The organism is Pseudomonas sp. D3, from assembly GCF_029320995.1.
Lineage (GTDB): Bacteria > Pseudomonadota > Gammaproteobacteria > Pseudomonadales > Pseudomonadaceae > Aquipseudomonas > Aquipseudomonas paraveronii.
This window is the reverse complement of the sequence record NZ_CP119772.1, coordinates 2,026,251-2,040,984: the sequence shown is the minus strand read 5'-3', so window position 1 is coordinate 2,040,984 and position 14,734 is coordinate 2,026,251. Positions and strand designations below refer to the sequence as shown.

The window sequence follows — 14,734 nt, the reverse complement described above, 5'->3', positions numbered from 1 at the left end:
GACGTATACGGGTGTACGTTCCGGAGAAAGACTAGACCAAGATGGCGCGCAGAATATCACGCCATACCGCCGATATGCGCTGTTTGGCTAATTGACAGCTCTAAAACAGGGGTTTTGACAAGGTTGATCAGGGTTAGTGTCAAGCCCGACGGGCGCGACGTGGGGTCACAGGGTTGTCAGCGGCAGGGAACTCTCGTGTAAAAGGCGGTTCTAGACACCCTCACTGCCGCTTGCGTAGCATCGGCGGCTCCCCCTCGTACACCCTTCAACACAGAGCGATCCATGTCTATCCACCAAACACCCGGGCACGTCCTGCCCGCGCGCAGCGCCGCCAAAATGGAAGCTGCCATGGCCGTGGGCGCTTTCGCGATCGGTACCGGCGAATTCGCCATCATGGGACTGATGCCCGACATCGCCCACAACCTGGGTTTAAGCGAACCCCAGGTCGGCCATGCCATCAGCGCCTACGCGCTGGGCGTGATGGTCGGCGCGCCACTGCTGGCCATCCTCGGCGCCAAGTTGCTGCGCAAACACATGCTCCTGCTGCTGATGGGCCTGTATGCGCTGGGCAACCTCGCCACTGCGTTCACCCCGACCTTCGGCTCACTGGTAGCCTTCCGCTTTATCAGTGGCCTGCCCCACGGCGCCTACTTCGGCATCGCCGCCGTCGTCGCCTCCAGCATGGTGCCCACCGACAAACGCGCCGGCGCCGTGGCACGGGTGATGATGGGCCTGACCCTGGCCATGTTGCTGGGCAACCCAATTGCCACCTTCCTAGGGCAACACCTCGGCTGGCGCTCGGCCTTCGCCCTCGTCAGCGTGCTCGCCCTGTGCACCATCGCCCTCGTCTGGCAGTTCGTCCCCGACCGCCGCGACGAACCGCGCAGCGACCCACGCAAAGAACTGCGCGCGTTCACCAAACCGCAGGTGTGGATGGCCCTGGCCATCGGCGCGATTGGTTTTGCCGGGATGTTCTGCGTGTTCAGCTACCTGGCCCCGACCATGCTCGAAGTGACCAAAGTCACGCCGCAATGGATTCCCTTTGGCCTGGCCGCGTTTGGCGTGGGCGGCATCATCGGCAACATCGCCGGCGGCAAGCTGTTCGATCGCCTGCAGTTTCGCGCGGTGGGTTTGATATTGGTGTGGTCGATGGCGGTGCTGCTGTTCTTCCCCTTCGCCGCCGGCTCGCTGTGGAGCGTGCTGCTGAGCATGGGCCTGGTCGGCACCATGGTGTCCCTGGCCGCCCCGTTGCAGATCCGCCTGATGGACATCGCCCACGAAGCGCCAAGCCTGGCGGCAGCGTCCAACCACGCGGCGTTCAACCTGGCGAACGCGCTGGGGCCGTGGTTTGGCGGGATGGCGATCACCGCTGGGCTCGGCTGGACAAGTACCGGTTATATCGGCGCAGCCACAGCGCTCGTCGGCCTAGTCATCTACCTGATCGCCCGCCGCATGAAAGGCGGCCACTAACCCCACACTTGCGAAACCACTGCACGCGTCAATGTGGGAGAGGGCTTGTTCCCGATAGCGGTGGGTCAGTCAACACATCAATGACTGCCCCGCCCCATCAGTCATCATGCAACAACCCCGAACCGTACTCACCATAACTACTCCCCAGCCCGCTGCCGCCAAAATTCATCTTGGCGGCTTTGTTGGGACTGTGGTCACCAAAAGCCTGGCATCCCCCTGAAAAGCAAGGGTCGCTACTCACGCCCGACGAACCCGACGAACAAGCACCCAGCAACAACGTGCCAGCGATCATCACGACTTTGACGAGGTTCGAGATCATTTTTCAGTTCCCTATGGGCTGGAAGCGCGGGGGGCTTCCCGTGGAGATGATCGTAGGCCTCAAAGGCGCGGGGAATGATGAAACTTCGCCAGGGGACAGGATGGGTTCAGGTTGCCGCCTTGGGGTAAGGCGGCGGGAGGGGGTTGTCAGGCCGTAGCCGGGCGAATGACACGAGCGACTTGGTCCTGGGCTCGGTCAACGAGTAGAGCGCTCAGGTCGATCAGTTGCTGAATGCCCAAGACAATGGCGCGCTGGGAGTCGTCGAGGTTAAAAGCCACTGTAGCGGCCATTTCGCTGGCGGACGCGAGGTTTTCGGAGGCGTTGGCCAGGAGGGTTTCGGTGTCTATGTCGGGGCTGACGAGGAATAGGTTGTGGGTTGGGTGTTCGACCGGTGATTCGTCTTCAGAGGGTGGCAAATAATGAGGAATCGCTCGTTGAGCCGCAGCATGAAGTTTGGCGTCAGCGGGTAAAGCGTTTGAAGCATAAGGCGGATTAGGTGTGACCTTATACATGGCGAAGCTCCTTTAGCGTTTCAGGAACTGCCCATCTCACTTCCACATGAGGGTGGCAGCTGTACGCAGGTGTGGAAGACCAGGGCTAAAGGACCCGGCGCACCGAAGTGCCCCGCGCACAGCCGCCATAACGCAATCATACAGACGTAAAAAAACGCCGGTAGGTGTTTATGGGCGATTGAGCGCCTTCAGCTTGATCGGACTTCCACATCCGGCCGCTGGGTTGGCAGCGGCTTGAGGAGGTTAGCTATGGGAAGTCTGAGGGGCAAGCTGAGAAAAGTGTGGGATATTTCCCGGGGGGAGATACTGGTCTGCCTCCGTAATACTGGGGGTCTGAGCCCGATATTCCCGGCATATGCCACACCCGCCCCCCGCTAGAAGTGTTGAAGTGCACTAAATACACCTCCCCGACACCTAAGAGACATCCCTGATAAACTGCGCCATTCGCCTCGCTGACTCAGATCGCCAATGTCCCTACAAACCGCTCCACTTTCCCGCCGCTTTTCTGTCGCCCCGATGATGGATTGGACCGCCTAAACCCATAAGCCTCACAACGCAAGCTCTACAGCACGACCTTCAATCATCCGTACCACTTTCGTACCAACGCCGCTCGCCCATAACCTCACATCACAAACTTTCCGCCACTTGACGTAGTAGATATCAACTCCGTCCAGCTCAAAGTGCGGGCATTATCACTGCTACGCTTGGCATGATCGTAAGGACCTGGAATCTGCCCAGCAGCAGTATCCGTAGCTTGCAGTCGTTTTCGAATCGATTGACACTGGCCATTGCAATAGGCTTTGCTCCTCTCGGCTCCTTGAGAATCAGGAAAAACTAATGTCTTGTGGGGGGGTATCTGACCGGTCTACAGAGACACAAATGTCAGGCTTTGTTTCGAGGCCGCTATACAAATCTAAAATGGAGAAATAACTTTGCAAAACTCATACATTGAAAGCTTGCACGTAAAAAATGTGAGGCAATTCAGTGAGCTAAATGTAAAGTTCAATAAGGGCTTTAATTTCATAGCGGGACCAAACGGGTGTGGAAAGACATCGATTCTTGCATGCATCTCACACTGTTTTAATTACAACAACATCCTATACTCTCGAATAGGAGAAGGAGCAGAATTCTGGACAGACTTAACATCCAAGGATGAGAAACTTAGATTCGGCTTTGGCACCGGAACTTTTGAGGTAAAAGGTTACAGAAACACTTCCCTTAAGTCATGGAATCACGCCCCTTCGGATGAGGGAAGAAAAACAATACTAAGTCATGACGTAAGCAATTCAGCTGAAATCTTTTGCCCTCTTTTTCTAGGTGCTAATCGAAGCATAAAGTACAAGCAAATTTCTGGAATGCAACGTGAGCAAACAAGAGATCAAACGCTCAACGCTTATAGCAACAGCAGCACACAACAACTCCATGGCGACCATCAACAAGACATTAAGCAATGGTTTGTCAATCGCTACTTCATGATAGATAAACCTTGGGCAATCGAGGAGCGAATCAACTGGGAACACATGGTAAACAGTTTACCTAAGATAGGACCATTCGACAGCGACTTCTCCTATATAAGAACGGGAAAAGATTTAGAGCCTATCTTTTCAATTTATGGTGAAGAGTGTTACTTAGAGGAGCTATCATCAGGCTTTCAGGCCGTGCTTTCTATAATCGCTAACATATTTGAATGGGTGGAAGGTAGTCGACCCGATGGTGATCGTAAAGTAACAGAAGCCTCAGGAACAGTGCTGATCGATGAGCTAGACCTCCATTTACACCCAGAGTGGCAATTCACTCTGAGAAATGGATTGGAGAAGATCTTCCCCAATATCCAATTCATTGTCACCACACATTCGCCACACCTCTTAGCTTCGGCACAGCAAGGAGAGGTCATAGTAATGCCGAAAACATACGGCAGAGAGATATACAACCTCGAGCCTTCTTCAAAAATGTATTCCGGCTGGAATACTGATCAAATTTTATCTGAAGTTATGGGTGTGAGAAGCTTAGACAACAAACAATATGAGCAACTGGTATCTAAAGCTTTTGAATGTGTTGAAAATGGCTTAGTACTCGAGCTTGAAACAGCTATAGATAACCTCTTACTGGTGGCACATCCCAGCGATACGATTGTGATGGTGCTGCAAGCAAAGCTAGCAGCAATGGTGGCGACTAAAAATGATTAAACTCGAAAGAGCCGCCAAACCGAGCATTCTTTATGACAACCAAGAAAAGTGGCAGCAAGCATTGGACTTGGCAATTACTAAGTACGGCAGCTATAGCGCTATCCCCCCAAAAGAAAAAGAAAGTTTAGTTTCCCACTATCGTAACGCGCTAATCAAAGAAGCTCTTTTTGAAAGCACCGGAGAAAAGTGCGCATTTTGCGAATGTAAACCTGGAGAAGGTGGAAACATTGAAGTTGAACACTTCAAACCAAAATCCTTATACCCCAAGTTAACTTTCGACTGGGCCAACCTCTTACCATCCTGCAGAAAGTGCAATGGTAGCAAATCAGACCACGACACAGGTTTATCACCTATAATCAACCCATATGATACTGACCCAGAGTCAGTGTTTTACTATGACGATATCAGAATCTTACCAATCTCTAAAAACAAGTTAGCTGAGAATACAATCACAGTATGCGGACTAAACTCAGTTCGATTAATGCGACCAAGGGCTGAAATCCTAGTGAGCCTTCATGACTTTTCAGATGCGATTCGCACCGCTCTCGAAGACTACGCAAGCTGTACCACTAATTTACAAAAATCCAATAGATCGAGAAGAATTGCGGAGTCCGTCGAACGGATAGAGTTACTTGCAAAACAAAGCGAGCGATACTCAGGCTATTGTAAAAAATACTTAGAAAAATGCGATCCGTACAACGCAGCGAAGCAGTTGATATCCGACGTAAATCTGTGACATGCGCAATACTAATTAAAGTTACTAATTGTCGCCCATGATAAAAGGCATCGACTGATTAGCATTTGGCCTATCTAGCCGTGAATATCTACCTCGTTATCAGGTTCACGCGCCGATAACGAGGGTTCCACCCTCCTCTCAGCTCTTGGAGCTTTATGCTTATGCACTGCTGACCGGGGCTTGCTTTACACTGTTGGCGAAAATGCAGGTCATTTCCCGCAATACGAGGAGTCAACATGGCAAATGAAGGCAACGTAGGTGTGGCGTATTTGATTGAGTGCGCCGAGCGCGCGACGACCGACCGTCAACGTAGTGCGATCTATGCAGCACTCGCCGAGGCCGGGGGCGATGCAGCGCAGGAGTATCTGGTCGAGCTGGCTCGCTATGAAAAGTCAGATACCAAAAAGGCTACGCTGATCAGGCTGATCGGAAAGGCCAGCCGGGAGTAATTGCGTTACCAATAACGCCTTTTTTGTGCCGGCGCCCCCCCCCCCGCTAAACTGGTATGCCAACACCCCCTACAGTGGTTTTACGCAGGCACCGACCCTCAATCAAAAAGGAATCGCCCCTATGACGACGCCATTTGAATTTCCTGGCCAGCCCATCCTGCCCAATGAAGTGGTTCAAGGCACGTGGTTCAACATACTGACCCATATCATGGTAGCCCGAACTCTCGCCGACGTGCGCGCGAACTACCATCAGGCCCTGGGTTATATCACCGCGCTGGGCGATACCAATGCAATCGACGCAATGGGGGTCAAACAAATGTCCACCACCGCGCTGCGCGCCCTAAATGAGGCCTTAGAAGCCCAGCACCGGGACGAAGATGGAAAGCGGCCATGAGCGCGCGCGACCGTAACGCTCCAAACTATGCCGTCACCGCCGCCCTGGAGGAATGGACCCGTGACTGGGAGCTGGGTAAGACGTTTTTGCACTGCCGGCACTGCGGCGCCCTGCAAACCTTCCACGGCGGCGGCGGTGGCCAACCCTTTCCCGCGCATAAAGATAAATGCCTAATAGGCAAGCGGGGTGAGCATTTCCCGCTGTACGAACTGCGCGCCGCCCTGGATACGCTTAGCCCGATGACGCCATGAACAGCCACGCGCCTGGTCGTGTATAGCGCTTGTCGTTAGAGAATGTCGCTCCAATCCCACCCCCACATGTAAACGTCAATATCTGACGCTGTGTGAGTGGGAGTGCGGGCGTGCGAATCAAAGGTCGTGAGACTGCGCAATATCGCACGCAGCTTCAAAATTGGCCCGCTCTAGGCACCTCTTGCGTTTTCATGTTGACCCACGGGAAAGAGGTTAGGAGAGTTATTTTTTTGCAGAGCGCCCTGAAAGCCTGGTTTGTTATGGCTTTTCGAAGGGTTGGCAAGGTTAGCTTTTTGGTTAGGTCAGGTTATTCCCTAACCTTTATTAGTGTTAAATAATCAATATATTAATTCCTTTAAAAACAGCTATTTACGAACCACTAACCTTTAGCCTAACCCAACCTAACCCATCAAAGTTAGGTCTCAAGCCCAACAAGCATGGGCCTTCCAAGTCACAACACCCCCCTCAAAAAAAAACTAACCTTTTTCCCGAGGCACCTACTGAATTCAGCTGTCTGTGCGTGCTTATAATCGTTGCGAAAAACATCCATCCTCGCAGGGTTCCGCAGGTTTCTGCTTCCACCAAAACGCCAAGTAACCGCCCAGCCTGGGCCGCCGAGAGTGGTCCGCAGGGGCGCAGAAAAAAAGCCCCATTTAGCCCGCAGGCGAGGTGGGGGGACGACGGCGCGCGCCAGGGTGAAGCACGCCATTCCCCCGAACGTGTGGCACGCTAACTCCCCCCATCCTGGATTCTGTGGCACGCCACACGCCCGGACGACGGATGCCTCCACGGGGTAGCGCTGATCACCTTCCCTCTACCGCCATCGCCCCGTATTTACTGAGCCGAACAGCTCTTCATGTTTGTCGTGACACCCCGAAAATGCTATGTTGGCGTGGGTTTTTTCATGCTAAAGAACGACAGACTTTCGTTCATCCGAGCGGAATTTTTCTATCCCAAAGACCCCTTTCACGAGCAGCAAAAAGCCGCCTCATGGGCGGCTCAATGTTTTGCAGTGAAAGTATCGGAGAGTATCGAGGCGATTTGCAGTTAAAGCCTGCCGCGCGATTGCCAGCCGGGGTCTATGACCCGTATGCGCAAGCCGCGATGCTCTACCAATGCAGTCTGGTCAGAACAGCCCCCCCAGTGCCGCCGGCTCCCAGTTCATGATGATCAGCTCTCCGCTGACCTCGGCTTTCCCCTGCCGCTGATTCGTCGTGCTGTAGCGAATGTCCACCGTCTCAAAGTGGAATCCCTCAAACACCCGTCGGATGTCTGGGTGGTCGTTGATGCTGACCATGACCTTGCCCTTGCACCGCCGCATGAAGTCGGCCATCCGCTCATAGTTCTCAAACGAAAAGTCCACTCCATAGCCTGCGGTCTGCCAGTAAGGCGGGTCCATGTAGTGGAAGGTGTGCGGCCGATCGTACCGCTCTGCGCATTCCAGCCAGCCCAGGTTCTCAACATAGGTCCCGGAAAGGCGCTGCCAAGCGGCAGATAGGTTCTCTTCGATCCGTAGCAGGTTGATCGCCGGTCCAGTAGTGGCAGTACCAAATGTCTGTCCGCTGACCTTCCCCGCGAATGCGTGATGTTGCAGGTAGAAAAACCGCGCTGCCCGCTGGATGTCGGTGAGTGTTTCCGGCCTGGTCATCTTCTGCCATTCGAACACCTGGCGGGAGCTGAGTGCCCACTTGAACTGGCGCACGAACTCTTCCAAGTGGTTCTGCACCACGCGGTATAACGTCACCAGGTCGCCGTTGATATCGTTGAGGACTTCAACCCGTGCAGCCTGAGGCCGCATGAAGTAAAGCGCGGCGCCGCCGGCAAAGACCTCGACGTAACATTCATGCGGCGGGAACAACGGAATAAGACGATCTGCCAGGCGACGCTTGCCGCCCATCCACGGGATTATTGGTGTGCTCATAAGTGATCCTTGTTTCGACAATTGGATTCGCTTAGGCTTCGCACCCCCTGCGCAGTGGGGCGAGGCCTTGGTTGGAGCACTCGGCTGGTTCGAGTGTTTCAGCGTCGAACCGGTGTTGACGCACCGGTTCGTCGCCTCGTTTGCTGCGCAGGGGGTTTTAGGCCCCCACAGGAATTTCATAGGGTTTGAAGCGCACAACCTCCTCCCCGAGCCAGTCATTCACCTGCGCCATGCGCGCCTGAATCGGCTCCAGTTCATTGGCCGCATAGATCTGTGCCGCTTCCCTGATTGACCCAAACCCGCCCGCGTTCTGCGGCACGATACCCATCAGCTGCGGCGGAATGCGTAAGCTGGCCAGCACGTCGTCGCGGGTCTGATTTTTGATCGAATTGAATTCGTCCTTGGCCGTCACTTCGCTGACCGGGATGATCTGCAACCCATCCTTTTTACCGTTCGGTGAGTACACGAACAGGTTGCGGAAGTTGCCTGGCCCTTTGGAATCCTTGAGCGCCTTGCGCAGGGAGTCGACGTCCGCTTCGTTCTGCGCGGCGTCGGTCATGTAGAGGATGAAGCCGGCATGACTGCCGTTCTCGTAATACTTGCGCCGAAAGAGCGTGGCCGACTCGTTCAGCAATGCCGACTGCAAGGCGCTGATCCACTCAGGCAGGCCGTACACTTCCTGGTGAAGATCCGCCTCCCGCAGGTGGAAAACGGTGCCCGGCTCAAATTCGTGCTCTTCCTTCCAGCCCTGCACCATGAACTGCCGACCATCCTTGCCCGAGCGCATATACTTCGCCAACGGCGGCACGAGCTCGCGCACCGGGCCGAGCAGCGAGCGCCGCCCTTCCAGATAGCCGTTGCCCAGGCACAGAAAATCCAGAGCAAACTGCTCAAACGCTGCCCGCGACAGCAGTCGGTGTGGGATAAACGTCTTGCTCAGCAGGTTGCGCTTGAACATCAACCCCGAATGCAGATGCACGCTGGAGCCCACAGACCGTGCCAGGCCGTCCAGCGACAGCGGCGGCTCGTACCAGCGCCCGTTAAACCAGCACTCGAGATAATCGAACACCTCACGGCCGCTCAGCACCGGTGACGGGTCGCCAAAACTGAACGCCTCCATCTTGGTGTCACTGCGCGGGATAAATTCCTGCGTCGCCACGACGGGCGCCTGGGCCAACTGCTTGGTATTTCTGCGGCGGTTCGACATCAAAAAATCTCCATCCGCCCGGTATTGGCAGTGGTCTGCCCCTCCAGCGGTTCGTTGTGCAGTGCGTGAAAGAGCGCCCATGCCAGGTCGGCGTGGCCGGTGTTGTCGTTGCGGCCGGCGGTGTAGGTGAATTGGCGACCGCCTGCGGTGATGGTCTTGCGGATCGCCATCAGCGACTGCGCCATGTCGGTCCAACCGGCGTCGAACTCCAGCCGGCCTCGGTGGATCACGTCGTAGGCCTTCAGCACCAGGCGGGTCTTGACCTCGGGCGAGTAGCTGAACGTGGTGACGTTGGGGAAGAATTGACGCACCAGCTGCGCCACGCCGCTGCCCAGGCCGGTGACATCGATCCCGATGTACGTCACCCAGTAGCGGTCGCATACAGCTTTGATGAAGCTAGCCTGCGCCGCGAAGTCCATGCCGCGAAACTGATGCCGCTCCAGCACCCGGAACTTGCCCCCTGGTACCAGAGGCGGCGCGACCACCACCAGGCCCGAGCAATCGCCGGTTTCCGCCGGGTCATATCCCACCCACACCTGGCGATCACCAAAAGGCCGCATGGCAAACGGCTTGTAGTCCTCGGCCCACTCGACCCAACTGTCGACCATGCACGGCTGCAATACCGTCAACGGGAAGATGCTCGCGCCGTCGTCGACGAACTCACACATCAGCAGGTTGGCGAACGCCTCGGGGCTGTACTCGCGGCGCAGTTCTTCAATGTCGAACAGGTCGCAACCGCCCTGCTCCGCGTCGAGGATGGTGACGATCTGGCGCCACAACCGGTCCTCGCAGAACCGCCCTTGCTGGAGCGCTCCATGGGAAACGTCGACCTTGGTGTGTTGCGCCGCCGGTTTGCCCTTGTTGAAGCGCTCACCCGTCCAGAATGTGTAGGCTTCGTGAGCCATGGTCGAGGGCGTGGAGAAGTAGGTTTTTCGCCACTTCTTGTGCATCGCCATACCCGACGCGACCTTGTTCAGTTCCTCAAACTTGAACGTCCAGAAGAACTCGTCGAAGTAGAAATTACCGTGGTAGCCCTGGGCGGTGCGCGCATTGGTCCCGAGGAAGAACAGCTCGGCGCCGTTCGGCAAGACGATGGGATCACCGGTCAGCTCGACGCCAATGACCTCTCGGGCAAACGCCTGGATGTACCCACGAAACAGATAAGCCTGGTTCTTCGACGCCGACAGGAAGATCTGATTGCGCCCGGTCTCCAGCGCATCAATGAACGCCTCCCGGGCAAAGTAGTAAGTGGCACCGATCTGCCGGCTCTTGAGGATGACGCGGGTGCGCTGATTGCCCGCCCGGTACCAGTCTTTCTGGTAGTCGAAGCACCCGTCGATAAACGCTTCGCGCAGCAGCTCGATCTGGTCTTCGCTGATGTCATTTTTCGGCGTTTTCTTCTTCGGCCCCTCGTTGCGCTTGGCGAGGTTGGGGTTGAGTTCGGTTTCGGTACCGCCGCCTTGAAAACGCTGGATTCTGGCCTGACGCTCCAACTGCCGGTGCAGCAGGTCGATCTCTTTGAAATCACCGCCGCTCTTGCCTTCCTTGAGGATCAGTTGCACCAGCCGCGCTTCCAGCGCCCCGCCGATTCGCTCGACGTTATCCGCCCGGTCCCACTCGTCGCGGGCCTTCCAGCTGTGTAGTGTTTTTTCCTTTTCGCCCGTAGCCTCGGCAATCTCGCAGATGCGCCAACCCATCCAATACAGAAACTTGGATTGTCGTCGGGGATCGATTGGGAGCAGTTCAGTCGTAGTCATGGCCGCGATGCTGCCGCCCGCGCTTGCGAGTCAGTAGCGCCGCCCCTTGTAGTCCCGCTCTCTACAATCCCGCCCCGTTGCCGCAACTCGCGCGCGTCACGACCATGCCCCTCATTGCAACGCACTTAGCGCCCAACGCATTGAGGATTCCCGGCATGAAGAAATTTCGCAGCAACTGGTTCCGCGTCGCCGTCGAGGGCGCTACCTCCGACAAGCGCACCATCAAACGCAGCTGGCTGGAACAGGCCGCGAAGAACTTCAACCCGTCCACCTACGGCGCCCGCATCTGGCTGGAGCATTTCCGCAGCCTGCTGCCCGACAGCCCCTTCAAAGCCTACGGCGACGTGCTCGCGGTCAAGACCGAAGAAGTGGAAATCAACGGTGCGAAAAAGCTGGCCCTGTTCGCCCAGGTCGAACCGACGCCCGACCTGATTGCCATGAACAAGGCCAAGCAGAAGATTTACACCTCGATCGAAATCGACGACAGCTTCTCGGACACCGGCGAGGCCTACATCGTCGGCCTGGCGGTGACCGACTCCCCGGCCAGCCTGGGCACCGACGTACTATCTTTCTCTGCGCAGAAGCCCGAATCCAGCCCATTCAAAGACCGCCATTATTCCGCGACGTCGATGTTCACCGAGGCGGTGGAAACCGAGCTGCAGTTTGAGGAGATCGAAGACAAGCCCAGCCTCGGCGCCCAGCTTTTCAGCAAGGTGCAGGCGCTCTTGGGCGGCAAACAGGCGAAGGACGATGCCGAATTCGCTCAGATGGGCCAGGCCGTGGAAGCGATTGCCGACCACGTCAAAGACCTGCCCGACCTACTGGACGCTGAGAAGAAATTCTCCGGCGAGCTGAACACCAAGGTTGAGCAGCTCAGCAAAGACTTGGTCGATCTGAAAACCACCCTCGGCAAGACCCAAGACCACTCCCAAACCCAGCGCCCACCGGTAACCGGCGGCGGCAAACAAGCCCTGGCTGAGTTCTGACCTGCGGCCTTCACCGCCCAGCCCACTATCGGAGATACCCATGCGTAACGACACTCGAAAACTCTACACCGGCTACCTCAGCCAGGTCGCACAACTCAACGGCGTGGAATCGACCACCGCCACGTTCAGCGTTGACCCAACCATCCAGCAGCGCTTGGAAACCAAGATCCAGGAGTCGAGCGAGTTCCTGACCAAAATTAACGTCATCGGCGTCGACGAGCAGGAAGGCGAAAAGGTCGGTCTGGGCGTGGGCGGCACCGTTGCCAGCCGTACCAACACCAACGTCAAAAAACGTGAGCCGCGCAGCATCGGCACCCTGTCGAGCGACAAGTACAAGGCCGAACAAACCGACTTCGACACCTTCGTCAGCTACAAACAGCTCGACGCCTGGGCCAAGTTCCCGGACTTCCAAACCCGCCTGTCCAGCGCCATTGCTCAACGCCAGGCGCTCGACCGCATCCAGATTGGTTTCTATGGCGTTTCGGCCGCAGAGCAAACCGACCGCACGGCGCACCCGCTGTTGGAAGACGTCAACATCGGCTGGCTCCAGCAGTACCGCACCCACGCACCCGACCGCGTGCTGAAGGAAGGTGCCGTCGCCGGCAAGATCACCATTGGCAAAACCGGCGATTTCAAAAACATCGACGCCCTGGTCTATGACGCCATCCAGTTGCTGGACCCGTGGTATCGCCGCAACCCCGGCCTGGTGGTACTGACCGGCCGCGAGCTGGTCCACGACAAGTTCCTGGCTCTGGTCAACAAGGATCAGGACTCCGTCAACACCCTGGCAAGCGACCTGATCATCTCGCAACGCCGCGTCGGTGGCCTGCCGCTGTACGAGGTGCCGTACATCCCCGAAGGCACGATCCTCATCACCACCTTCGCCAACCTGTCGGTGTACTGGCAGATCGGCGCCCGTCGCCGCTACCTCAAGGAAGAGCCGGAGTGGAACCGCGTCTCCAACTTCGAATCGTCGAATGAGGCCTATGTGGTTGAGGAATACGGCCTGGGTTGCCTGCTGGAAAACATCACTCCGGTCGAGGGTTAACCCATGGCACTCAGCATCGCCCAAGCCCACCAACGCCGCGCTCGCGCGGCAATGGAGGCGGCCAAAACGGCGCCGCAGCAGTCTATGGCCGGTGCGACCGCCTACGAGCATCAGTTGAATCAGTTGCTGCAGGACCGCTTGCGCTTGAAAGCCATCCAGTCCAACGAAGGCAAGGCCGCGCTCAAGCTGCAACTGCTGCCCGAGTACATCCCGTATGTCGAGGGTGTGCTTGAAGCCGGCAACGGCGCCCAAGACGACGTCATGACCACCGTCATGGTCTGGCGCATTGATGTCGAGGACTACAGCGGCGCCCTGGATATTGCGGACTACGTGCTCAAGCACAAGCTGATCATGCCTGACCGTTTTGAGCGCACCACCGGTTGCCTGGTGGCCGAGGAAATTGCCACCGCCGCGCTGAAAGCCCAGAAGGCCAACGGCAGTTTCGACTTGAGCATCTTGCACCGCACCGTCGAACTGACCGAAGCCGAGGACATGCCCGATCAGGCCCGCGCCAAGCTGTTCCTGGCAACAGGCCGCGCGACCTTGCATGGCATCACCGCCGAAGAGCCAGGCCAGCCCGGGCAGATTCAAGCCGGTATCGATCTGCTCAAACGCGCCATCGAGCTGCACGACGGCTGCGGCGGCAAGAAGGATTTGGACGGCGCCGAACGCCTCCTGAAAAAACAGGCTGCCCCCAGCAGCTAACCGAGCGTCCCCACGCAGCCCGCCGGCTCGGGGCGGATCGGCCAGGCCGCTCCTCCTGAACGTGAAGCCCCGACCACCGGCGACCTATTTTCGAGTGCAGTCATGAGCGCATTTGTAGCCAGCGGCACCGTTGACAGCGGCCATATCAACACCGACCCGTTCTGGCCGTCGATTGACCTGGACGGCTTGCGCGCCACCCTGCGCATCGACGGCAGCGTCACCCCGGCCCGCCTGGAAACCGCCGTGATCGCCGCCGCAATCAACCTGAACAACGAACTGAGCGAATGGCGAGCCGCGCAACAAGCCGCAGGCTACACCACCCTGGCCGAGGTGCCGGGTGATCGCATCAAGGACGTGTCGGTAAAGGTCCACCTCTACCGCCGCGCGATTGAGGCCGGAACCGGCGCCGAAGTCTGCGAGCGTTACCGCGACTACAGCGCGACCAACACCGGCAGCGACAAAGCGGAAGCACTCACCCCGAACATCGACGACTACCGTCGCGACCTGCGTTGGGCGGTGCGCGACTTTCTCGGCCGCACCCGCACCACCGTGGAGCTGATCTGATGCCCGTCGCCGTCCGCGCCAATCAAAACGACACCGTCGACGCCCTCTGCTGGCGGCACTACGGCCGCACCGCTGGCGTCACCGAGGCCGTGCTTGAAGCCAACCCCGGCCTGGCCGACCACGGCCCCATCTTGCCGCAAGGCCTTGTCGTCAACATGCCCGAAGCCCAAACCAGCGCGCGCCAGCGGCAGATGGTGAACCTATGGGACTGACACTGCAGCACCAAGCC

Annotated in this window: 16 protein-coding genes; 11 read left to right on the top strand and 5 right to left on the bottom strand. The window is 57.2% G+C overall.

Annotation, left to right across the window (positions count from 1 at the left end; genetic code table 11):
- Positions 1-282: 282 nt before the first annotated feature.
- Entirely contained in the window at positions 283-1,470 is a 1,188-nt protein-coding gene (locus tag P3S72_RS09375) for an MFS transporter (protein WP_276197100.1), read from the top strand.
- Positions 1,471-1,567: 97 nt separating this feature from the next.
- Here the strand turns inward: P3S72_RS09375 and P3S72_RS09370 are convergent, their stop codons facing one another.
- Both P3S72_RS09370 and P3S72_RS09365 read right to left on the bottom strand, forming a co-directional pair.
- Positions 1,568-1,789 (bottom strand): hypothetical protein, encoded by a 222-nt coding sequence (locus P3S72_RS09370; protein ID WP_276197099.1) that lies wholly within the window; start codon positions 1,787-1,789, stop codon positions 1,568-1,570.
- A 146-nt stretch (positions 1,790-1,935) separates the two neighbouring features.
- Positions 1,936-2,301 (bottom strand): DUF6124 family protein, encoded by a 366-nt coding sequence (locus tag P3S72_RS09365; RefSeq protein WP_276197098.1) that lies wholly within the window; start codon positions 2,299-2,301, stop codon positions 1,936-1,938.
- 932 nt (positions 2,302-3,233) lie between these two features.
- Between P3S72_RS09365 and P3S72_RS09360 the strand changes: the two genes are divergently transcribed.
- The 5 genes from P3S72_RS09360 (at position 3,234) to P3S72_RS09340 (ending at position 6,317) form a co-directional block, all read left to right on the top strand.
- Complete coding sequence (locus tag P3S72_RS09360) at positions 3,234-4,487, top strand: AAA family ATPase (RefSeq protein WP_276197097.1); 1,254 nt, start codon at positions 3,234-3,236, stop codon at positions 4,485-4,487.
- The gene (locus P3S72_RS09355) at positions 4,480-5,223 is read left to right on the top strand and encodes an HNH endonuclease (RefSeq protein WP_276197096.1); all 744 of its coding nucleotides are present in this window, start codon (positions 4,480-4,482) and stop codon (positions 5,221-5,223) included. The genes P3S72_RS09360 and P3S72_RS09355 overlap by 8 nt, the downstream gene beginning before the upstream one ends.
- A 236-nt stretch (positions 5,224-5,459) precedes the next feature.
- The gene (locus P3S72_RS09350) at positions 5,460-5,672 is read left to right on the top strand and encodes a hypothetical protein (RefSeq protein WP_276197095.1); all 213 of its coding nucleotides are present in this window, start codon (positions 5,460-5,462) and stop codon (positions 5,670-5,672) included.
- 121 nt (positions 5,673-5,793) lie between these two features.
- Positions 5,794-6,066 carry a hypothetical protein gene (locus tag P3S72_RS09345; RefSeq protein WP_276197094.1) on the top strand — a complete coding sequence of 91 codons (273 nt, stop codon included), beginning with the start codon at positions 5,794-5,796 and terminating at the stop codon, positions 6,064-6,066.
- On the top strand, positions 6,063-6,317 hold the full coding sequence (locus P3S72_RS09340) for a hypothetical protein (RefSeq protein WP_276197093.1): 255 nt from the start codon (positions 6,063-6,065) through the stop codon (positions 6,315-6,317). Before P3S72_RS09345 ends, P3S72_RS09340 begins: the two co-directional genes overlap by 4 nt.
- Positions 6,318-7,443: 1,126 nt before the next feature.
- Here P3S72_RS09340 and P3S72_RS09335 read toward each other — a convergent pair.
- The 3 genes from P3S72_RS09335 to P3S72_RS09325 form a co-directional block, all read right to left on the bottom strand.
- The gene (locus P3S72_RS09335) at positions 7,444-8,238 is read right to left on the bottom strand and encodes a DNA adenine methylase (protein ID WP_276197092.1); all 795 of its coding nucleotides are present in this window, start codon (positions 8,236-8,238) and stop codon (positions 7,444-7,446) included.
- A gap of 157 nt (positions 8,239-8,395) precedes the next feature.
- Positions 8,396-9,445: a phage portal protein gene (locus P3S72_RS09330; protein ID WP_276197091.1), complete on the bottom strand. Its 1,050-nt coding sequence runs from the start codon at positions 9,443-9,445 to the stop codon at positions 8,396-8,398.
- Entirely contained in the window at positions 9,445-11,202 is a 1,758-nt protein-coding gene (locus P3S72_RS09325; RefSeq protein WP_276197090.1) for a terminase ATPase subunit family protein, read from the bottom strand. The genes P3S72_RS09330 and P3S72_RS09325 overlap by 1 nt, the downstream gene beginning before the upstream one ends.
- 155 nt (positions 11,203-11,357) lie before the next feature.
- Here P3S72_RS09325 and P3S72_RS09320 point away from each other — a divergent pair, with 155 nt between their 5' ends.
- The 5 genes from P3S72_RS09320 to P3S72_RS09300 all read left to right on the top strand — a co-directional run bounded on the left by P3S72_RS09320 (position 11,358) and on the right by P3S72_RS09300 (position 14,717).
- Positions 11,358-12,188: a GPO family capsid scaffolding protein gene (locus tag P3S72_RS09320; RefSeq protein ID WP_276197089.1), complete on the top strand. Its 831-nt coding sequence runs from the start codon at positions 11,358-11,360 to the stop codon at positions 12,186-12,188.
- Between the two features lie 40 nt (positions 12,189-12,228).
- Positions 12,229-13,236: a phage major capsid protein, P2 family gene (locus tag P3S72_RS09315; protein WP_276197088.1), complete on the top strand. Its 1,008-nt coding sequence runs from the start codon at positions 12,229-12,231 to the stop codon at positions 13,234-13,236.
- Between the two features lie 3 nt (positions 13,237-13,239).
- Positions 13,240-13,941 carry a terminase endonuclease subunit gene (locus P3S72_RS09310; RefSeq protein ID WP_253398031.1) on the top strand — a complete coding sequence of 234 codons (702 nt, stop codon included), beginning with the start codon at positions 13,240-13,242 and terminating at the stop codon, positions 13,939-13,941.
- Between the two features lie 102 nt (positions 13,942-14,043).
- A complete protein-coding gene (locus P3S72_RS09305) occupies positions 14,044-14,505 on the top strand; it encodes a head completion/stabilization protein (RefSeq protein ID WP_079443113.1) in 462 nt (153 codons plus the stop codon).
- Positions 14,505-14,717, top strand: a complete 213-nt coding sequence (locus P3S72_RS09300; protein ID WP_276197087.1) for a tail protein X — start codon at positions 14,505-14,507, stop codon at positions 14,715-14,717. Before P3S72_RS09305 ends, P3S72_RS09300 begins: the two co-directional genes overlap by 1 nt.
- The last annotated feature ends 17 nt before the right edge of the window (positions 14,718-14,734 follow it).